Raw genomic sequence first — 21832 nt, 5'->3', positions numbered from 1 at the left:
TGTACCCGTGAACATCAATGCCGGATCAATAAACGTCTCTGACGTAGCGTTTGTCTTTTTTCAATTGGTTGACATACTCAACCGCCTCGACCAAAGTTTTCTTGCCATGCTCGCGAATCACGTCGTGCAGGGCTTGATCGACGTCTTTGGCCATCCGGTAAGCGTCGCCGCACACGAAGAAGTAGCCGCCTTGTTCCAGCCAGGCATACAGTTCGGCACCGTGCTGTTTCATGCGATCCTGTACATAGATTTTTTCCGCTTGGTCGCGCGAGAACGCTAAATCCAGCTTGGTCAGCAAGCCGCTGGATTGCATCGCTTCGATTTCCTCGCGGTAGATAAAATCGGTCGAGGCGTTGCGGTCACCGAAAAACAGCCAGTTTTTGCCGGGGGCTTTGCGGAATTCGCGTTCTTGCAGAAAAGCACGGAACGGGGCGATACCGGTGCCGGGTCCAACCATAATCATGGGCAGGCTATCATCGGCCGGTACGCGGAAGTTATTATTGGGGGTGAAGAATATTCGTACATCGGATTCTTCATTCACCAAATCCGCCAGATAAGTGGAGCAGACGCCTTTATGTTGGCGGCCATGCGCATCGTAACGCACGCTGGCGACGGTCAAATGCACGCTGTCCGGATGTTTCTTGCCGCTTGAGGAGATGGAGTAGGCGCGATGTTGCAACGGTTTTAATAAACGTAAAAATTCGGCGGCCGAAAATTCCACGCCGGGGAATTGCAACAGCAGATCGAGTATGTCGCGGCCCCAAAGGTAATCGGCCAGTTTTTCCTTGTCGCCGGACAGCAATAATGCGTTTAACTCTTGATCGCCGGAACGGCTGGCGATTTCTTCAATCAGTTCTTTGCTGGGTAATTTGATCTCGAAATGTGTGCGCAACGCATCCGACAGCTTCATTAATTCGCCATTGACCGGTTCGTCTTCCGCGCCGGTGCAGCCGATGGCTTTGACGATTTGCGCTACCAAGTCCGGGCAGTTGGTCGGGATCACGCACAATGCGTCGCCGGCTTCGTAACTGAGGCCGGAGCCATTGATAGAAATTTCGTAATGCCGAGTTTCTTTCGACGAATCCAATGCCGTGACAATGCGGTTGACGCGCATTTTGGCTGGGAATGGGTTTTTGCGGTTGTAAACCGATTTAGCCGCCTGGGTTTCGGTATCGACAACCGCAATTGTGCTGGCGCCTTCCGCCATCAACGGAATCACTTCGCTGAGCCATTTTTCCGCTGGGGCTTCAAAATCCACATCGCAGTCGACGCGGTCAAACACGCGCTTGGCACCCAGAGCTGCCAGTTTATTATCCCAGTCTATGCCGGCCTGGCAGAATAAATCGTAACTGGTATCGCCGAGGGCCAACACCGAATAATTAACGTTATCCAAGCGCGGCGCGGCATCACTATTGGCCGCTTCCCAAAGCATTTCGGCATTGTCCGGCATAGCGCCTTCGCCGTATGTGCTGGTAACGATCAGCAAGTATTGCATTTGCGGCAATTGGCCGATTTCGACTTCATCCATGCTTTTGACGACCGGTTGCAAGCCATGTTTTTTGGCTGCATTGGCGGCGTCGTTAGCCAGCGACTCGGAGTTGCCGGTCTGAGTACCATAAAGAATGTGCAAGGTGCGGGCGTTCGCTTGATTGACACTACCGGCGCTTTGCAACATATGGCTATGCATGCCGGCGAAAAAACCGCCAAGCCAGGCGCGTTGAGTATCACTAAAAGGGGCGTTTTGCGGGATAAAAGGTGCTTTCATTTCATTACCATCTGTGGACAGGTGTCAGGTTGTCCAGTCACTGTATTTGGTTCTTGCCAAGTGGCGCGAAGGGTGCGTGAAGCACCCTCCCTCAGCTCAGGCAGACGCGCTTTCCAGCATGTCTTTCACAATAGACAGGCTTTCCAAGCTCGCCAGATTTTTATCGATAGACGGCAGGCCGGCCAACGCTAAACGGTTGAATCTATCTTGTTCGATGATCCAGGCCGTGGAGCCTATCGAGTAAATGCTTTGCACGTCGCGCAGCATTAGCGTGGTTTTGTAGTCGTTCAGGCGTTTTTCCGCCATCAACGCGGCTAACTGACCATCATCGTATTGGCTGTAAGCTTCGCGGATGTTTTTAATCAGCGCATCTTGTAGCTTGCGCGGACGTTCCATCACGAGCTTGTAGGCATGTTTATCAACTAAGGCTTCAGTAGCCGGTTGGCCGGCTTTAGTTAACTGATCGCGGGCAATTTGCTGGGCTTTATCGATCACCGCATAGCTGTTGATCAATTTCAAGGTCAGATCGGTGTCGGTTTCGCCGTAACCCGGAATGGCGCCATCGAACAATGGTGTATTGTGTTTGTAAGCCTGTTTGATTTGCTCGATTTGTTTTTGCGCAAATGCCACCGACAACTCTTCGATCATCGCTTTGCGATCCAGCGCTTTGCTTAGGTATTCCGCGGTTTGCGTGCGATTTAACCAGAGCGGCAACGCAAATTTGAAGTGCCGACGCTCGTTGGCCCAATTAGCCAGGATAGCCTTGGCTTTTTCCGAGTCGGTATGTTCAACATGTTGTTCCAGCATGTACAAAATAAATTGCTCATGGCTGCTTGCTAGGTCGTTGTCGTCGGTCAAACTGTGTATGGATACCGAGGTATCGTCATACAAATCATTTAAACGATTGTCTGGATCGTATTGGTAGGCGTTGCCGCCCGACATGCCGGTGCAGAAGCCTTTACCAAAGCCGCCCAGATTCAATACCGCGCCGTTAATCATGTATTCGCAGGCAAAATCACCGACGCCTTCGACAACCGCCATCGCGCCGGAGTTACGCACGGCAAACCGGTCGCCGGCTTCGCCATTGATAAAGGTTTTGCCGCCGGAAGCACCGAACAGCGCAAAGTTACCGATCAACACGTTCTCGCCAGGTAACTGGGAGCCGCCACCGGGTGATTTGATGACGATGGTGCCGCCGCAAGCGGTTTTTCCGACACCGTCGTTGCAAGTGCCTGTATGCTCCATACGCATGCCGTCGTTGTTGAACGCGGCATAACTTTGTCCCGCCGAACCGTGGGTACGGACGATAATCGTATCGTCGGCTAAATAGCGGCGACCATGTTGGTTGGTATAGATGATGTTCGATTTAGCGACTTGCTCAGGGCTGAGTGCATAAGCCAACAAGCGTTCCAGGTCGACTGCGGTTTGACCGCCGACGGTTTTGTTACGGTTGTTCAGTTTGAATTCGTCGCCTTCGACAAGCACTTGCTTTTGACCTTTTTCGAACAAGGCCGATTTAACGCGGGCAAAGATCAAATCGTCGATGGCGAAATCTTTTTCCAGATAAATCGGTTTCTCAATTTTGACAACCGGTACTTCCGCCAGCAGTTTTTGCAGGTGGATTTGGCCGACCATGCTGGGATGATCGATCAAATGCAACAACTCGGTTTTACCGCGAATTTCCTGCAAACTGGTGTAGCCTAAGTCAGCCAGGATTTCGCGTACTTCGTGGGCCAGGTTCATAAAGAACTGCGCCAACACGCGCGGGTCGCCCTTGAATTCCTCATGGGCGGTGGTTAAACCGGCCGGGCAGCGGATGTTGCAGTTTTTCGCCATAACGCAACGCAACATCATTAAAGCGGTGGTGCCGAACTCGAAGGAGTCGCCGCCTAAAATTGCAGATTTAACCACGTCAGAACCGTTTTGGTGCGCCGCGCTGCAACGTAAAATAACTTTATCGCGCAAACCGTTAGCAGCCAGCGCTTGATGCACTTCGGCGATACCGATTTCCGGCGAACGGCCGGTGTTTTTCAAGCTGGTTACCGCCGCCGCGCCGGTGCCGCCGGTGTTACCGGCCACGTTGATCACGTCTGCACCGGCTTTGGCGACGCCGACCGCGATAGTGCCTATGCCTTCCGAGGATACTAATTTGACAACCACGCGAACGCGGGCCGCTTTGGCATCGTGAATCAATTGGCCCAGGTCTTCGATGGAATAAGTATCGTGATGCGGCGGCGGGCTGACCAGTTCTACTTTGGGTGTGCCGCCACGCAGCGCAGCAATTTCCACCGATACTTTCGGTGCCGGTAATTGACCACCTTCGCCGGGCTTGGCGCCCTGGCCGATTTTAATTTCGATTTCTTCCAGATTCGGATCGGCGAGATAGCCTGCCCAGACGCCGAAGCGGCCGGACGCGAATTGTTTGATTTTGCTAGAACGAATCGTGCCAAAGCGGCTGGAGTGCTCGCCACCTTCGCCGGAGTTGCTCATACCACCGGCTATGTTGGTGCCTTGCGCCACGGCTTCGTGGGCTTCGGCCAGCAGTGCGCCGTGACTCATCGCGCCGGACGCGAAAGTCGGGGTGATTTGATGGGCAGGTTGCACCTGATCCAGTGCTATCCGCGAGCGGGCAGAGCGCACGTTGCTCAAATAGTGGTAAATCAGGCTGTCGCTGTCGTTCGCCCGCAGACTGATACTGTCGTTATCCAGGTTTAAACCAAAATCGTTGCCGGCAAAACGCGCTTTCAGATGTTCTGCTAGTTGTTCCAGACGCGCTTTGCTTGAGTTCTCGGTAAAGCGAATGTTGAACACCACGCCATTGCTTCTCTCGACCTGTAAGCCGCGGATCATGTAATTGTTGTTACCGTGCAAATCCTGGCTGCCCAGTAGGCGATCAAAATCGGCTTTGCTATTAGCGCTGCTGACATCGGCTGGGAACTCCATCACATCGCGCAAAGCAGCGGGACGGTTCGCGCGTTCCTGAGCCAGATTGTGGGTAAAGCTGCGATAGGCCGGCGTAATGCCGAAAGCGTCGATTTGCTCGGGTGTGCGTTTTTCGTAGCCGAAATCCAAATAGGCGGTATCACTGGCTTCCGGCGCTTGTTGTGGCGCTATATACATGATCGCTTCATCGGTCATGTTGATATATTCTCGCACCGCCGTATTGCCAAACGTGTGGCCGGCGCCTTCATTCCGCTCTTTGAATAATCCAAGGAATGGAATATCGCTTTCGCTGGTTACGGATAGCGCCTTATGGTGCCATTCCGTTGCGCTGGCGGCTATGTCGCTGTAGCGAACACCGCCCACCGAGGCATTAATGTTGGGGAAATACGGTTTCAGCTTTGGTTCGTCAGTATCCAGGTAGTTGGATTCGAAAAACTCCCCGCCAATATAGCTTTCCGCTGTACACAAGCCGAATTTGCCCATGGTTTTCATCAGCGATTTTTCGACGCCTTTTTGAAAACTGTACAGGGCTTTTTGTTGCGCGGTTACATCGGCATATTCGGTAATTACCCGGTTATGCACGCTGAGCGGGCAGATCGCGGAGGCACCGAAGCCCAGAATGGTGGCGACGTCATGCGGGCTGGCTGCCTGGCCGGTTTCCATGATCAGCGAGCTGTTAAAGCGCAGACCATGTTTGACCAGATGCTGGTTGGCCGCAGCAATGGCGAGCAGCGCCGGGAGAGCTGCCTGGGATTTGCTGATGTTGGCATCGCTTAAAATGATAATGCCGGTATTGTCGCGCGCAGCTTGTTCGACTTGTATGCATACCGCTTGCAAGGCTTGTTCTAAAGCCAGTTCATTTTGCGCGGCATTGTCAAAGTTCGGAGTGTATAGCGCCTCAATAGTCGCGGTTTTTACCTGGCTTTGTCTGCGAATCTGCTCCAGTTGGGTGCGTTGCAGAATCGGCGATTCGATCATCAGCTGTTTGCTGCTTTGCGGCGCAAAAGTGGGTTTGGCGCCCAGGGCCACGCGCAAAGTCATGCCGTCGCTTTCCCTTAGGGAGTCCAGCGGCGGATTGGTCACTTGCGCAAAGCGTTGGCTGAAGTAACGCGACATACCGCCTTCAGACGCGCTCAAAGCGTTCGGCGTCAGGCCGTAACCCATCGCGGAGACTTTTTCCAAGCCGGTTTGCAGGATAGGGTCCAGCAAAAACTTAAAGCTTTCCTGGTTCAGCGAATAAGCTGTGTGACGTTGGTCGATATTCAGTTCATGCTCGTTACTGAGTTCCGAAAGCTCTACTTTGGGCAATTCGCTGATATGAACGCAGCTTTGTTTCAGCAGCGCTTTGTAGTCTCTTTCCTTAGCCAAACGTTCCATCACTTGATGGCTGTTGTAAGATTCACCGGTGCTATGGTCGAAATACAGCATGCCGCCTGCTTCGATGCGGCCGCGTTTGAGCACTTTTTCCGGTGGAAAATCGATCTGGCCCGCTTCGGACATCACCGCCAGATACTCTGCGGTTTCGACCGAGCGCAATGGTCTTAAGCCCAGGCGGTCCAGGCGCGCACCGACGCGAATGCCGTCATTGAAGATTAACGCGGCCGGGCCGTCGTTTTTCTCTTCGTACAGGCTGAAATATTCCAGCATCGCGCGTACATCTTCCGATAGGGTGCTATCGTTTTCCCAAGCCGGTGGCATCATCGCCAAAATAGCGGTGACAATGTCCAGTTGATCTTCGTTGATGCGGCGGGTCAGGGTTTGATCCAGGCGGCCGGAATCGGATTGGCCGCAAGGAAACACCACATGTTTGTTGTTTTGCCGAGCAATGGCGTTTTCGCTGAGGCGGTTTTTCTTGTCGGTGTTCAGCTCGCCGTTGTGTGCCATATACCGAAAAGGCTGCGCCATCATCGTCGCCGGTGCGGTATTAGTGGAAAAACGGGTATGGAAAAACAGCGTACTGATTTCGTGGTCCGCGTCGTACAAATCGACAAAGTAGGGGATGACTTCGAATGAGTTCAGGCGGCCTTTGTAAACTTGGGTGCGGGAACTCATGGATAACGGGTAAAAGCCATTCAGTTCCGGGCGAGTAAAGCCATGGGCTTCAATAGTCAGCAGCGCAGACTGAATATGTCTTTCAAAAGCCTCGTGACTGGCATCTTTGAGGGATTTTGGTCGACCGAAAATGACCTGTTTAATCGGTAATTGCGCGCGCAACGCTGCGGCATTCAACACAGAACTGTCAACCGGCACTTCCCGCCATTTGATAATCGGCAGATCGAATTCCAGAAATTGTTCTTCGACTAGTTTTTGTGCCTCAGAATCGTAATGCGCGTGATCTTCCGGGAAGAAAAAGTTGGCTACGCCGAATTGCCCCAGTTCCAGGTCCGCATTCCCTGTGGCCTTACGGAAAAACTTCAGAGACAAATCGATATTAACGCCAGCGCCGTCGCCTATGCCTTCCGCGCTCATGCCGCCGCGATGAGGAATAGTACACAAGGCTTCGTGTGACTTGACTAGGAGCTCGTGAGTCTGTTTGCTGTCTTTGCGGGTGATAAATCCAACACCGCAGCTGTCCTGGGAAAGATCAGCGTCGTAAAGCATGTGTATTGCGTTAATTTTCTGGGCGTTTTTAATCATTGCTATCCAGATCCTCTCATACTGAATAAATGCGCTAGCCGGTATTTTCCTTACCGGTAGTGCCGTTTATGGTTTTTCTGCCTGCTGCGTGTTAGAGTCGTCCCATGCGGCGAGAATCCCTGATTAACTTCGGAATTTCAGTTGGCGAAACTTTGTAATTCTACCATGTGGCGCGGCCTCTGTCATTCCGTAAAGCCAATGGCGGCGTCGTTCTCTCGTCTGGTCTCTAGTTTTAAAACTTTGTGAAGAAATATGAAAGAACAATTTGATGTGGTGATCGTCGGCGGAGGGATGGTGGGTGCCGCCGTGGCTTGTTGTCTGGGTGGTAGCGAGTTAAAAGTCGCTGTGATAGAAGCGCAGGTTCCAGAAGCTTTTGCCAGCGATCAGCCACATGATTTAAGGGTTTCGGCACTCAGTATTGCCTCGAAAAATATTCTCGAAGCAGTAGGCGCTTGGGAAGGCGTGACATCGCGGCGTTATTGCCCATTCAAGCGCATGCGGGTTTGGGAAACCGCCGGTGATACCACTTTTAATAGCGATGACATTCGCTATCCCGAGCTGGGCTATATTGTCGAAAATCGCATCACCCAGCTGGCGTTACTGGATAGGTTGCCCCATTTCGACAATATCGAATTGTTGATGCCGCAAACCATCACCAAGATCAATTACGACGGCCATGGGTCGGAGTTGATATTAGCGGACGGTCGTATACTCCAGGCAAAATTGCTGGTGGCGGCGGACGGTGGACAGTCCCGAGTCAGGCAGACGGTAGGTTTGGGTGTGACCAGTTGGGATTATAACCAGCACGCTTTGGTTATTTACATAGAGACCGCCTATCCGCAGCAAGACATCACCTGGCAGCGCTTTGTGTCCAGTGGTCCGCAAGCCTTTTTGCCGTTGACAGGTCATTATGGTTCCATCGTGTGGTATCAATCCCCCGATGAAGTTCGGCGTTTACAAGCCTTATCTTATGAGCAATTGCGGGATGAGCTGGTTGCGGCTTTTCCTGATTGCCTGGGCGAGGTCAAGCAGGTGTTAGGTGTGGCGAGCTTCCCGCTGAAGCGGCAGCATGCGCAACGCTATGTGAAACAAGGTGTGGCTTTGGTGGGTGATGCGGCGCACATGATTAATCCATTGGCCGGGCAGGGCGTCAATATCGGTTTGCTGGATGCCGCGGCTCTGGCTGAAACTCTGGTGGACGCCCATAAACGTGGTAAGAGCATAGCCGACTTGGCGGTGTTACAACGCTACGAATCCATGCGCCGCAACGAGAATCTGAAAATGATGACCTTAATGGATGTGTTTTATCGGTCATTTAGTAACGACATTTTGCCGATTAAACTGTTAAGAAATCTTGGTCTGGGTTTGGCGCAACGCATCACCCCAGCGCGCAATAAAGCGATGAAGGCTGCGATGGGGCTGGAAGGCCGTCTGCCGAAATTGGCGCGCGGTGAGTCCTTGTTGGCAAGATAGCTTTCCTAACCTTTGAGGCTCAAATATCTCAACATGGTGGTACGTATCTGGGCTTTTTTGTCTTCGTCGGTGATCGGCATTGATTGCTGGTCGCTGATGTAGAACATGTCTTCCGCGCGACTGCCTATCGTCGTGATTTTTGCGTCGTGCAGTTGAATATCCAGCTCCGTAAACGCCTTACCTATGGTCGATAGCAAGCCGGCGCGGTCCGTCGTCACTAATTCGATGACGGTGTGTTTATGCGAAGGATCTTCCAGAAAGGTGATGCTGGTTTCTATCGGAAAGTGTCGGGCCTGGCGGGACTGCTTGTGGATATTCTTTGACGCTTTCACTTTTTTGGCGATTAAGCCTTGGCGTAGCGAGGTGCAGATATGTACTTCGCGATACAAGTCGTTAATGGCTTCGCCGGATTGTTCCAAAACCTGAAAACTGTTCAGTACGTATTGATCGGCAGTCGTGATGATTCTGGCATCCAGAATTGTTAGGCCCAAATGGTCCAGAGTGGCGGTCGAAATCGAAAAAATCTGCGCTTCGTTGCGGGTGTAAACGAAAATCTCCGCACTGCCGCGCTGGGTTTGCGGGCGCAGTAATACCAACGGCAGTTCGCTTTCCTGGCAGGCCGCGATGGCGATGGTGTGCCAGGCGATTTCGTCCGCAGAATAACGCAGAAAATAGTCGTCGCTGAGATGCTGCCACGACTGCGTGATATTGGTTTTGGATATACCCAGTTTCAAAAGCTCGTCGCCCGCTTCTTTTTTGTTTTCCTGTACCCGTTCCGAGCGGGCCACCGGATTTTGCAGGCCGCGGTGCAAGGCTTGGTGGGTGGAAATATACAAGTCTTTAAGCAATACGTCTTTCCAGGCATTCCATAAGCTAGGGTTGGTGGCGCGAATGTCCGCCACTGTCAGTAGATATAAATAATTTAGCCGCTCTATACTGCCGACTTCTTGGGCGAAGGTGTGGATGACGTCCGGGTCGCTAATATCCTTGCGTTGTGCGGTCATTGACATCAACAGGTGCTGACGAACCAGCCAAGTGATCAACTTGGTATCGTGGCTTGATAATTCGTGTTGCTGGCAAAAGTTGTTGGCAATGGTTTCGCCGAGCGTGGAATGATCCCCGCCCCTGCCTTTGGCTATGTCGTGAAACATGGCGGCGATGTACAAAATGTCAGGCTTTGAAATCAGTAAAAAAATATTATTGCAAAACGGCAATTCCTTGTTGTGTTTGGCCAGCGAGAAGCGCCGCAAATTACGGATAACAAACAGAGTGTGCTCGTCCACGGTATAGATGTGGAATAGGTCGTATTGCATGCGCGCCACGATATTGGCGAAATCCGGCAAATAGGCGGCGAGTACGCCGTATCGGTTCATGCGCTTGAGTTGGCTGGTAATGCCGCGCGGCTGCCTGAGAATATCCATGAATAGGCGGTTGGCCTGTTTGTTGGCGCGGAAATCGGCATTGATCAGGTGCAGGTTTTTGCGAATCAAGCGGATGGTGCTAGCGCGAATTCCTTTCAAAGAGGGCGATTGTTGCAAGATTAAAAAAATTTCCAGCAAAGCCAGCGGTTGTTTTTGAAATACGTCTTTGTGGCTGACTTCCAGATAGCCGTCAATCGATGAAAAATTGGCGGTGATAGGGATGGGGGTTAGGCTTTCCTTGTTGCTGATCAGTCTCTCGTTCAGCAGTTGCAAGAGCATTTCATTCAGGCGTTCAATGTCCACGACAGTTTTGAAGTAAAACTGCATGAATTGCTCGACGTCGGGTTGTTCGTTTTTATCGATGTAACCGAACTGGCTGGCTAGCTCGCGTTGGTAATCGAACACCAATCGGTCTTCGCAGCGGTTGGTCAGATTGTGCAGTGCAAAGCGCAGGCGCCAGAGGATGTCGCGAGCGGTAATAAGATTGTCGTATTCGGATTTCGGTAAAAAACCGTACTTGATCAACTCGCGGAGAGAGGATGCGTTGTAATGGCGCTTGAATACCCAGCTGATGACCTGCAAGTCGCGAAGTCCACCAGGGCCTTCCTTGATGTTGGGCTCCAGGTTGTAAGCCGTGTCGTGGTACTTGCTGTAGCGCTTTTGCTGTTCAGCCATTTTGGCTGGAAAAAATTGTTCCGATGGCCAGAGTGTTTCAGAATTTATCTGGTGTTTTAGATCGCTAAACAGTTCGGAGTTGCCGGTAATCAGGCGCATTTCCAGCAGATTGGTAAAGACGGTTTGGTCGTCCGCGGCAACCGCCAGGCACTCTGCTACTGAGCGTGTACTGAGTCCTGGTTTTAAGCCAATGTCCCAAAGAAAATTACAAAAACCGGATACGGGCTGTTGATAGTCTATCGGGTTGGCGGCGTCGAGCAGCACCAAGATATCGATATCCGAGTAGGGAAACAATTCGCTTCTGCCATATCCGCCGGTCGCAATCAGGCTATGGCGGCTGGCGGCTGCGTCGAGGAAATGTAGCCAGCAGGCGGTCAATAGATTGTCGATGAAGCGAGCTTTCTCGGTCAGCAAGCCGACGGTCGCCTGGTCCGGGTTAAAGCGCATTTTTAACTGCGCATTTTCTTCGTTAATCGCATTTTTGAATTTGGCGACCGGATTTTCGCCTGCAAAGCAGTCGAGAAAATCGTTTTCGGTGAACAGCGCTTGGCTCACAGTTCTTCCTGTCTCAGCGTCAAAATCTCGTAGCCGGTGTCGGTCACCAAAATTGTGTGCTCCCATTGTGCTGACAAGCTGCGGTCCTTGGTCACTGCCGTCCAGCCGTCGGCGAGGATCTTCATATGGCGTTTGCCTTGATTGAGCATGGGTTCTATCGTAAAAATCATGCCGGGCTCGATTATCTCGCCTTCACCGCGTTTGCCGAAATGCATCACGTGTGGATCTTCGTGAAATTTTTTGCCTATGCCGTGACCGCAGAACTCTCTGACAATGGAGTAGCGATTGCTCTCCGCATGTTTTTGAATCGCATGGCCTATGTCGCCCAGGCGGGCGCCGGGTTTGACTTCCGCTATACCCAAAAACAGGCATTCGCGGGTGATGTCTACCAAGCGTTTGGCGTGTGGGCTGACCTCACCGATACAAAACATTTTGCTGGTGTCGCCGTGATAACCATCCTTTATCACCGTAATATCGATATTTACGATGTCGCCGTTCTTTAGTTTTTTCTCGCTGGGAATACCGTGGCAAATCTGTTGATTAATGGATGTGCAAATCGACTTAGGGAAGCCGCGATAATTTAAGGGCGCGGGAATGGCTTGTTGCACATCGACGATGTAGTCGTGGCAGATTTGGTCAAGCTCTTCGGTGGATATGCCGGCAACGACGTAGGGGGCGATCATTTCAAGTACTTCGGCGGCCAGTTTTCCGGCAACGCGCATCTTGTCGATTTCTTCAGCGGTTTTTATGGTAATAGTCATCGGCAGGTGGCTAATTATTAGGATAAAAGCGGGTGCGGGCCTGGTTTTGCTATTTAATCAAGATGCTCTCGCAGGCAGGCGCCGACAGGAGTCTATCAGACTTGAAGTTGTTGTGAAATTCTAATCATGGTATAAAGGTAAGTTCACTATGTAACCAATACTCACACTTGTCGACACGGTCGGTGGGGTGCTGAAAGTCTATTTAGGATTTTCGGTCACTGATCGGGGCGAGTGGAGGCGTAACCCAACGCCGAATTATTCGGCAATTTTAGGAGAAGTAAATGGCAGCAGTGTCAATGCGTCAAATGCTGGAAGCGGGTGTTCACTTTGGACATCAAACCCGTTACTGGAACCCAAAAATGGCTTCATATTTGTTTGGAGCGCGTAACAAAATTCATATCATCGACCTGGAACAAACGCTTCCATTGTTTAACGATGCGATGAACTATCTTGGTCAAATGACCGCCAACAAAGGCACCATTCTGTTTGTCGGTACTAAAAAAGCGGCGCGTAAAGTCGTGGCGGAAGAAGCAAAACGTTGTGGCATGCCTTACGTCAACCATCGTTGGTTGGGCGGCATGTTGACCAACTTCAAAACCATCAAAAAGTCCATCAACCGTTTGAAAGAACTGGAAGCGATGAAAGCCGATGGCACCTTGTACCAACGTTTCAGCAAAAAAGAAGCTTTGGGCATGGAGCGCGAATTGGAAAAGCTTGAGCGTAGCTTGGGCGGTATCAAAGATATGCGCGGCACTCCTGACGCTATTTTCGTGTTGGACGTAGGTTATGAGAAAAATGCCATTATGGAAGCCAAAAAATTGGGCATTCCAGTGGTCGGCGTGGTTGACTCCAATAACTCGCCCGAAAAAATTGATTACGTTATCCCAGGTAATGACGATTCTATCCGCGCAGTGACTTTGTATTGCCAAAGTGCTTCGGCCTCCGTGCTGGAAGCAAAAGCCTTGCGTATGGATGCTTCAGCCAAAGCCGACGATTTTGTAGAAGAAGTCGTAACGGAAGCGTAAGTATTAAACGCGCTCGGCCAAGGTGGTTGAGCGCCGCTGAATCTGGTATTCAGAACAGACTGTCTTTTAAACGCCTCCTTTGTGAGGCGTTTTTTTAGTTAATAAAATTTGAGGAAAAAACGATGAGTATTAGTGCGGCGATGGTCAAGGAATTGCGTGAGCGTACCGGCTCAGGCATGATGGAGTGTAAGAAAGCCCTGGTTGAAGCCAATGGCGATATGGAACTGGCCATTGAAAACATGCGTAAAGCCGGTTTGGCAAAAGCCGATAAAAAATCCGGCCGTATCGCGGCGGAAGGCATCATAGGTGTTAAAGTTTCCGACGACGCTAAAACCGTTGTTATGGTAGATGTTAACTGCGAAACCGATTTCGTCGCCAAAGGCGATGATTTTATTGGTTTTGCTAATGATGTCGTCAATAGTTTGTTGACCAGCAATGTCAACAGCGACGAAGAATTGCAAGCAATGGTACTGAGCACCGGCGTCAGCGTTGACGATACCCGTCGTGCGTTGATTGCTAAAATCGGCGAAAACATTACTGTGCGCCGTTTCGTTAAATTCACCACCACTGAAGGTGGTCAGGCGGCTTACCTGCACGGCAGTAAAATTGGCGTTATCGTTGAGTTAAGCAAAAACGATCCCGCTTTGGGTAAGGACGTGGCGATGCATGTTGCCGCTGCTAAACCTGAATATGTATCGGATGATCAAGTATCAGTCGATGTTATAGCCAAGGAAAAAGAGATTTTTGCCGCGCAAGCACTGGAAAGTGGCAAGCCTGCCGAGATCGTTGAAAAAATGATTGGTGGTCGTATCAATAAATTCCTGGCGGAAGTGACATTGTTGGGTCAACCTTTCATCAAGGACGACAGCGTTACCGTTGGTAAATTGCTGACCTCTAAAGGCAATGCTGTCGTGCGTTTTGCTCGTTTCGAAGTGGGCGAAGGCATTGAGAAAAAAGAAGAAGATTTTGCCGCCGAAGTAATGGCACAAGTTAGAGGCTAAACGCCTCGGAATAAACCCGGTTCGCCGGGTTTATTTATATCAGTTCGTTGCTTTTAACCCATGTTTACGGTGGATATTTGATTATGAGTCAATTGATTTGTCAGAGAATTTTACTTAAATTGAGCGGCGAAGCACTGGCGAGCGAACGCGGCGGCAGTATCGATCCGGATATAGTGCAACGCTTGGCTCAAGAAGTGAAAGACTTGTGCGATGCAGGTATCCAGGTTGGCTTGGTGATTGGTGGCGGCAATATTTTGCGCGGCGGCGAGAAAGCATCTGAAGGCTTAAATCGAGTCACCGGCGACCAAATGGGTATGTTGGCAACGGTGATTAATGCCTTGGCGATGCAGGACGCGCTGGAGTATCTCGGGCAGCCGGTTCGGGTCATGACTGCCTTGAAAATCAATCAGGTGTGCGAAGATTACATCCGTCGCCGGGCTGTCAGACATTTGGAAAAAGGTAGAGTGGCTATTTTCGCTGCCGGAACCGGTAATCCGTTTTTTACTACCGATACCGCCGCCAGTTTGCGTGCTATTGAAATTGACGCCGAGTTGATGATTAAGGCGACCAAAGTCAAAGGCGTTTATTCCGCGGACCCGAATAAAGTGGCTGATGCCGTATTTTATCCCCGCTTGACCTATGACGAAGCCATCGATCAGCGCTTGAATGTCATGGACACCACGGCCTTGGTTTTGTGCCGGGATAACAACCTGCCCATGCGGGTAATGAATGTATTTGAGCCGGGAGCGATTATGCGCTTGATGCGCGGTGAAGACATAGGCTCCCTAATCGAGAGGAACTAACAGAATGATCAGCGATATTCAACAAGATGCCGCCAGCCGTATGGTAAAAAGCATCGAGTCCTTACAAAAAGCATTTACCAAAATAAGAACCGGCCGCGCGCATCCCAGCTTGCTGGACCAAATCAGCGTCACGTATTACGGTAACGAATCGCCCTTGTCGCAGGTTGCCAACGTCTCTGTCGAGGACGCGCGTACCTTGAAAGTCGTGCCTTGGGAAAAGAGCATGATCCAGGCTATCGAGAAAGCCATCATGTCGTCCGGCTTGGGCTTAAATCCCGCCACGCAAGGTACCGTCATCAGACTGCCGTTGCCGGCGCTGACCGAAGAGCGTCGTCGTGATTTGGTTAAAATCGTCAAAAATGAAGCCGAACAAGGCCGCGTAGCGATTCGCAATATTCGCCGCGACGCCAATGCCGCGATCAAAGATGCTTTGAAAGAGAAATTAATTTCTGAGGACGATGCGCGTCAAGCCGAAGAAAAAATTCAGAAGCTCACCGATCAATACATCAAGGAAGTAGAGAAGCATCTTGAAGAAAAAGAAGCCGATTTGCTTTCCATGTAATCGAGAGGCGTGATGACTGCTGCTGACAACGATAAACCGGCGATAAATAACGGCAATCCACGGCATATTGCCATCATCATGGATGGCAATGGTCGCTGGGCGCAAAAACGCTTGATGCCCAGGATCATGGGGCATTACGCTGGTGTGAAGGCGGTCAGGAAGATCGTCGAGTATTGTGCCAAAGAGAACATTGAAGTGCTGTCATTGTTCGCTTTCAGCAGCGAAAACTGGCGCAGGCCGCAAGATGAAGTGAGTTTGTTGATGGAGCTGTTCATGAACACACTGCAATCCGAGGTCGATAAACTCGACAAAAACAACATCAGACTGAAAATCATCGGCGATAAAAGCGCGTTTCCGGAAAAACTGCGGGAAAAAATCGCCGCAGCCGAAGGACAGACCGCACAAAACGACGGATTGACATTGCTGATTGCCGCTAACTACGGCGGACGTTGGGACATCACCCAAGCTTTGCGGCAAATCGTCGCTGGGGTGAAATCGGGCGAGATCGACGAGCAAGCCATTTCCGAACAACTCGTCAATCAATATCTGGTGACCGCTGAGTTACCCGAGCCTGATTTGTTTATTCGTTCCGGCGGAGAGGAACGGATCAGTAATTTTCTTCTGTGGCAACTGGCCTATACCGAATTTTATTTTACCGATGCGCTTTGGCCGGATTTCGATCAGCAAGCATTGGAAAAAGCTATCGGCAGCTTCAAAGGCCGGCAAAGACGTTTTGGGCACACTGGCGAACAAGTCATCGATAACAGAGTTCTCTAGGGATTTTTTCTATAACCATAATAATTAAAAAACCACACACATGTTATTAAAACGCATCTTAACCGCGCTAGTACTGGCTACCGTGGTCATCACGGCAGTTATGCTGCTGCCAGCCCTTTATTTCTCCCTATTTATCGCTGTGGTTACACTGATCGCCGCCTTCGAATGGATGGCCTTGACTGACGTAAACACGCTTATCCGCAAAATACTTTTCCTCTTGTTTTTAATTGTGCCGATGTTGGGCGTTACTTATTGGACGGTATTGCTGGAGTTGCTTAGCGAGGCGATGGAATGGCCGGAAATCAAAGACTATTCGGATGCTTTAGAGTGGTTTGTTATCGCTCCGGTGCTGTTCTGGGTGCTAACGATGGTTTTGATCAGAAAAGCCGGTCCGCAGTTGTTGAATATCGAGTTCAAGGCACGGCTCAAGACTTTCAGCGGTTGGTTGGTATTGCTCTCTGCCTGGATGTTTCTCAGCAAATTAAGAGCGTATTACGGTCCTGGCATGGTGATCTACTTTTTGCTGTTGATTTGGGCCGCGGATATTTCCGCCTTTTTTGCTGGTAAAACTTGGGGTAAAGATAAACTCGCGCCAGAAATAAGTCCGGGTAAAACCATTCAAGGCATGTATGGTGCTTTAATTTCCGCGGCTGTCTGCGGCATAGGTTTTACTATTTATGGTTGGATTACCGCGACTCAGCCAGAAGATGTTGACTCCGGAACGTTGCGCTTCCTCAATGGATTGGTGTGGACCGATATGTTGATATTGTCGGTGATGACCGTGTTGATCTCAATTTACGGCGATTTGTTTTTCAGTCTGATAAAACGCAAAAAAGGTGTTAAAGACAGCGGTAACTTGTTACCCGGTCACGGTGGCATTTTGGACAGAGTGGATAGCATCATTGCTGCCGCGCCTTTTTTCTATGCAGGGATTTTATTGATTGGTAGGGTGTTTTACGCATGAAAGGTCTTTGCATACTCGGAGCCACCGGCTCGATTGGCGTCAGCACTTTAGATGTGGTTGCGCGCCACCCCGACCAATATAAAGTGGTAGCGTTAACCGCCAACGGTAATATCGACGCCTTGTACGAACAATGTTTGGCCCATCGTCCGGAGTATGCAGTAGTTGCCAATCCGGATAACGCTCAAGCATTCGAGGACAAAATCGCCGGTTCGCCTCTTGCCGATATTAAGGTGTTAGCCGGCGCGGACGCCTTGACGCAAGTAGCAACCTTGGACAATGTTGACGCAGTGATGGCCGCTATCGTCGGCGCAGCAGGTTTGTTGCCAACTTTGGCCGCAGCAAAAGCTGGCAAAACGGTATTGTTGGCTAACAAGGAAGCCTTGGTCATGTCCGGGCAAATCTTTATGCAAGCCGTCGCCGAAAACGGCGCGACCTTGTTACCGATTGATAGCGAACACAACGCAATATTTCAGTGCATGCCTGCTGGCTATACGACCGGGCATACTGCCAAACAGGCCAGACGTATTTTGTTGACCGCATCCGGCGGTCCGTTTCGGCAAACGCCAATTGCCGATTTGGATACTGTGACCCCCGAACAAGCGGTCGCGCATCCGAAATGGGATATGGGCCGAAAAATTTCGGTGGATTCCGCGACGATGATGAACAAAGGCTTGGAGTTGATCGAGGCCTGTCTGTTGTTCAATATGGACCCGGATGCGATTCAAGTAGTGATTCATCCGCAAAGTATCATTCACTCCATGGTGGATTATGTCGACGGCTCTGTGTTAGCGCAAATGGGCAACCCCGACATGCGCACACCTATCGCGCACGCCATGGCTTGGCCGGAGCGCTTTGACTCCGGCGTGGTGCCGCTGAATATTTTCGAAGTCAAGCATATGGATTTCGAACAACCTGATTTGCAACGTTTCCCGTGTTTGCGGCTGGCCTACGAAGCTATCAAAGCTGGCGGCATTATGCCGACCGTTTTGAACGCCGCGAATGAGATTGCCGTGGAAGCCTTTTTGAACGAGCAGGTACGCTTTACCGATATTGCGCGCATCATAGAGCGAAGCATGGCCCAATTTACTGCCGATTGCGCCGATACGCTCGAACACGTCTTGGCAGCCGACCAGCAGGCCAGAGACGTTGCGAATAAAGTGATCGCCGAACTCAAACAATAGATTTGATGGATACTTTGCACACTTTGTTTTATTTCACCGTCGCCATCGCGGTACTGGTGGCGTTTCATGAGTACGGCCATTTTTGGGCGGCACGCAAGGTTGGCATCAAAGTTATCCGTTTTTCCATCGGTTTCGGCAAGCCGTTAATCAGCTGGCAAAAAAGCTCGGCCGATACTCAATTCGTCGTCGCTGCCATCCCGTTGGGCGGCTATGTGAAAATGGTCGACGAACGCGAAGAAGCCGTAAAGGCGGAAGATTTACCTTTCGCCTTCAATCGGCAGCCGTTATTAGCCCGAACCGCCGTCGTCGCAGCCGGACCGATTGCCAATTTACTGCTGGCCGTGGTTTTATTTTGGTTGGTGTTGGTCATCGGTGAAGCGGGCGTTAGACCGGTTATCGGTGGAGTGGAGGCCGGATCTCTGGCCGAGCAGGCCGGTTTTGCGGCAGGGGACGAAATAATCAGCGTTGATGAGACTGCCACGCCTACCTGGATAGAAGCTCTGGACACCTTGTTGACCTCGGCGATTGACGGTAAAACCGAAATAAGCGTAGTGACTAAAGCGATAGACGATAGTCAACAAGTACGCTTGATTCACTTGACCGAACAAGACGTACAAACCCCGGAAATGCTACATAAGCGATTGGGTCTGAAACCTTGGGTGCCCACTATTAAACCGGTTATCGGTAAGGTGCTTGAGGATGGGGTTGCCAAACAAGCCGGTTTACAAAGCGGTGATTTAATTATCAGCGCAGACGGCACCGCCATTACCGACTGGCAACAATGGGTAGATTATGTGCAGGCCCGGCCGGATGTTGAAATTAAGTTATTGCTGGAGCGTAGCGGCGCGCCATTATCCTTAAGCATAACGCCGCGTAGCGAACAGCAGGGTGAGGGCAAGGCTGTCGGCAAAATCGGCGCCGGTGTGGATACGCCGAAAGACTTGCTGGACTCCATGATGGTGACACATGCTTTGTCTCCCTGGGATGCGGTTCCGGTCGCCGGAAAGCGAGTTTGGTTTTACGCGGTGACCACATTAAAAATGATGGGAAAAATGGTGGTAGGTTCGGCTTCCGTCGAGAATTTGAGCGGTCCCATCAGTATCGCCCAATATGCCGGTCAATCGGCTGAAATGGGATTTACGGCGTTTCTGAAGTTTCTAGGCTTGGTTAGCGTCAGTCTCGGTGTGTTGAATTTGCTGCCTGTCCCGGTGTTGGATGGTGGTCATTTGCTGTTTTTCGCCGTTGAGGCCGTAAAAGGCAGCCCGATTCCGGAAAGAATACAACTGTATTTTCAACAGGCCGGCATGTTGCTGTTGATGCTGCTGATGGGTCTGGCGATGTTTCTGGATATAGGCAGATTATTTCAATAACGCTGAACAAAGCAGTCGCGTTGTGGTCAACCACATTCATTTCTAATCTTCCCTGGTAATTACATGAAAAAAATCACATACACGCTGGCTCTGACGCTACTGGCTTTGACTAGTCCAGCATTATTTGCCGACGAAGCCGCGATAAAAAAAGCCTTGAGTAACTTTATGCCGGGCGGGCAGGTTGACTCGGTGAAACCATCGGAAGTCAAAGGTCTGTACGAAGTGTCTATGGGCGGCAATATCTTTTATTCATCCGAAGACGGTAAATATTTACTGCAAGGGCAATTATTTGACGCCGAAGCAAAGAAAAATATCACCGAATCTAAGCTGGCTGAGGTGCGTAAAGCCTCGCTGGATAAAGTCGGCGAACAAAAAATGATTATTTTCAAACCGGAAAACAGCAAACATGTCGTGTCTATCTTTACCGACATCGATTGCGGTTATTGCCGTAAGTTGCACTCTGAAATCGATCAATACATGGCGCAGGGCATTACGATACGCTACATGTTCTTCCCTAGAGCCGGCAAAGGGTCGGATTCCTATAAAAAAGCAGTGTCAGTCTGGTGTGCCGCCGACAAAAACAAAGCATTAACCACCGCGAAGAAGGGTGAACATCTGGACGCGAAAACCTGTGAAAATCCAGTGGATGAACATATGGCCTTGGGTGAAGCGTTCGGTATGAATGGCACACCGATGATAGTCACGCAAAAAGGTAATATCCTGCCCGGCTATGTGCCTGCCGCGCAGTTGGCAAAAGTGCTGGCCAGCGAATAAGCAAATACAAAAAACCGCCAGCTTTCGAGTTGGCGGTTTGATGGGTTAGAAAGTTATCGGATCGTCACTTCTACCCGACGGTTTCGCGGTTCGGACGTTTCATCGCCGGTCTTGATCAACAAATTCTTTTCGCCGTGCGATGTCACGGCGACCTCTTTGACATCCATTTTGCCGGCATCGAATAACTTGCTGACCTGAACGGCGCGCTCATTAGCCAGCTTTTCGTTTTTGCCGGCATCGCCCACGGTGTCGGTGTGGCCTATCACTGAAATATCGGCGGCCGGATGTTTGCTGGCGGCTTCGATGATCTTCGGAATCAAGGCCGCAGAATCCGCGGTCAGCTTGGTGCCGCCGGTTTCAAAATACAATAAAAATGTTTCCGGTAATACCGGCTCGGAAGCTAAGGCTCGACCAAAGTCCTTATTGATCTTCTCTTGTTCTACTTTGAATACGGTTTTAGAGTTATCCAGAGCCGCACCAAAACCGGCTTGTTCAACCACGGTTTCGCTGCCGGCACCGCTGAAAATCACTTTTCCGGTTGAGCCGTCGTGATCTTCCAGTAAGACCAAATAAGATTTGGCGCAACCGCTTAAAGCCAGCGCGACTGCGAATGTTAAGGTTTTGGGTATGGAAATTGTCGTCATGGCAAATACTCAGTTTAATCTTCAACTTTGACTAAAAAACGTGTGCCTCTTACCGCAATCACGCCGGTGGGGGTTTTTACCGTTACCGCTTCCGGTTTGAGTTTGGCGATGACGCCGGAAATATAGTGCAGGGTGCCTTTTAATAAGCTGGCGTTTAATTGCAATTTGTCCTGTTGTGGTTCGAATTGATATGCTTCTATTTTGAATTCGGTATTCGGGCCGATCGACAAAATGGTATTGTCTTTCAGCGTTACCCCGGCTGCGCCGTTTTGGTCGGTTTTGATAACGTTGCCGACATGAATCGGCGAACCAAGGCTGGCTTTGATTGGGCCGCTACTCTCGTCAATAGTCGTTTGATCGTTGATGGTTTTGATGTAGCCGATGACTGTTTCATCGGCCGATGCCGCATTCGGCATGCAAAGGGCTAACCCCAGGCTACAACAGGCGAAAAGACGTTTCATAATGGCCTCTACAAACGGTGTTTTGGGACATCAATAGCCG

The 21832-nt window shown here is 50.7% G+C and carries 16 protein-coding genes; 10 read left to right on the top strand and 6 right to left on the bottom strand.

The features are described 5' to 3' along the window. Positions 1-25 precede the first annotated feature (25 nt). Complete coding sequence (locus tag JL719_RS13425; protein ID WP_033158776.1) at positions 26-1765, bottom strand: sulfite reductase subunit alpha; 1740 nt, start codon at positions 1763-1765, stop codon at positions 26-28. A gap of 96 nt (positions 1766-1861) precedes the next feature. After that, entirely contained in the window at positions 1862-7345 is a 5484-nt protein-coding gene (locus JL719_RS13420) for a glutamate synthase-related protein (protein WP_051670397.1), read from the bottom strand. Positions 7346-7597: 252 nt separating this feature from the next. On the opposite strand from JL719_RS13420, the gene JL719_RS13415 reads away from it, so the two are divergent. Further along, the gene (locus JL719_RS13415; protein ID WP_033158775.1) at positions 7598-8818 is read left to right on the top strand and encodes an FAD-dependent monooxygenase; all 1221 of its coding nucleotides are present in this window, start codon (positions 7598-7600) and stop codon (positions 8816-8818) included. 5 nt (positions 8819-8823) lie between these two features. Here the strand turns inward: JL719_RS13415 and glnD are convergent, their stop codons facing one another. Both glnD and map read right to left on the bottom strand, forming a co-directional pair. Beyond that, positions 8824-11469: a [protein-PII] uridylyltransferase gene (glnD, locus tag JL719_RS13410; protein ID WP_033158774.1), complete on the bottom strand. Its 2646-nt coding sequence runs from the start codon at positions 11467-11469 to the stop codon at positions 8824-8826. After that, entirely contained in the window at positions 11466-12230 is a 765-nt protein-coding gene (gene map, locus JL719_RS13405) for a type I methionyl aminopeptidase (protein WP_033158773.1), read from the bottom strand. The genes glnD and map overlap by 4 nt, the downstream gene beginning before the upstream one ends. A 281-nt stretch (positions 12231-12511) precedes the next feature. Between map and rpsB the strand changes: the two genes are divergently transcribed. The 9 genes from rpsB (at position 12512) to JL719_RS13360 (ending at position 20687) form a co-directional block, all read left to right on the top strand. Next, complete coding sequence (gene rpsB / locus JL719_RS13400) at positions 12512-13255, top strand: 30S ribosomal protein S2 (protein WP_020481858.1); 744 nt, start codon at positions 12512-12514, stop codon at positions 13253-13255. Between the two features lie 122 nt (positions 13256-13377). After that, entirely contained in the window at positions 13378-14256 is an 879-nt protein-coding gene (tsf, locus tag JL719_RS13395) for a translation elongation factor Ts (protein WP_033158772.1), read from the top strand. An 83-nt stretch (positions 14257-14339) separates the two neighbouring features. Then, complete coding sequence (gene pyrH / locus JL719_RS13390; protein ID WP_020481856.1) at positions 14340-15059, top strand: UMP kinase; 720 nt, start codon at positions 14340-14342, stop codon at positions 15057-15059. A 4-nt stretch (positions 15060-15063) separates the two neighbouring features. After that, the gene (frr, locus tag JL719_RS13385; RefSeq protein WP_020481855.1) at positions 15064-15621 is read left to right on the top strand and encodes a ribosome recycling factor; all 558 of its coding nucleotides are present in this window, start codon (positions 15064-15066) and stop codon (positions 15619-15621) included. A gap of 12 nt (positions 15622-15633) precedes the next feature. Continuing rightward, positions 15634-16398 carry an undecaprenyl pyrophosphate synthase gene (gene uppS, locus JL719_RS13380; RefSeq protein WP_084153436.1) on the top strand — a complete coding sequence of 255 codons (765 nt, stop codon included), beginning with the start codon at positions 15634-15636 and terminating at the stop codon, positions 16396-16398. Between the two features lie 40 nt (positions 16399-16438). After that, positions 16439-17362: a phosphatidate cytidylyltransferase gene (locus JL719_RS13375; RefSeq protein ID WP_033158770.1), complete on the top strand. Its 924-nt coding sequence runs from the start codon at positions 16439-16441 to the stop codon at positions 17360-17362. Next, entirely contained in the window at positions 17359-18543 is a 1185-nt protein-coding gene (gene ispC, locus JL719_RS13370; protein WP_033158769.1) for a 1-deoxy-D-xylulose-5-phosphate reductoisomerase, read from the top strand. The genes JL719_RS13375 and ispC overlap by 4 nt, the downstream gene beginning before the upstream one ends. 5 nt (positions 18544-18548) lie before the next feature. Next, positions 18549-19913, top strand: coding sequence for an RIP metalloprotease RseP (rseP, locus tag JL719_RS13365; protein WP_033158768.1), 1365 nt, complete (start codon positions 18549-18551; stop codon positions 19911-19913). 63 nt (positions 19914-19976) lie between these two features. Beyond that, the gene (locus tag JL719_RS13360; RefSeq protein ID WP_033158767.1) at positions 19977-20687 is read left to right on the top strand and encodes a DsbC family protein; all 711 of its coding nucleotides are present in this window, start codon (positions 19977-19979) and stop codon (positions 20685-20687) included. 53 nt (positions 20688-20740) lie between these two features. Here the strand turns inward: JL719_RS13360 and JL719_RS13355 are convergent, their stop codons facing one another. Further along, a complete protein-coding gene (locus JL719_RS13355) occupies positions 20741-21331 on the bottom strand; it encodes an OmpA family protein (RefSeq protein WP_051670395.1) in 591 nt (196 codons plus the stop codon). A 14-nt stretch (positions 21332-21345) separates the two neighbouring features. Then, the gene (locus JL719_RS13350; RefSeq protein ID WP_225892855.1) at positions 21346-21792 is read right to left on the bottom strand and encodes a FecR family protein; all 447 of its coding nucleotides are present in this window, start codon (positions 21790-21792) and stop codon (positions 21346-21348) included. Positions 21793-21832 lie beyond the last annotated feature (40 nt).

The organism is Methylomonas sp. LW13, from assembly GCF_016865255.1.
Lineage (GTDB): Bacteria > Pseudomonadota > Gammaproteobacteria > Methylococcales > Methylomonadaceae > Methylomonas.
This window is presented reverse-complemented; position numbering and strand designations above follow the sequence as displayed.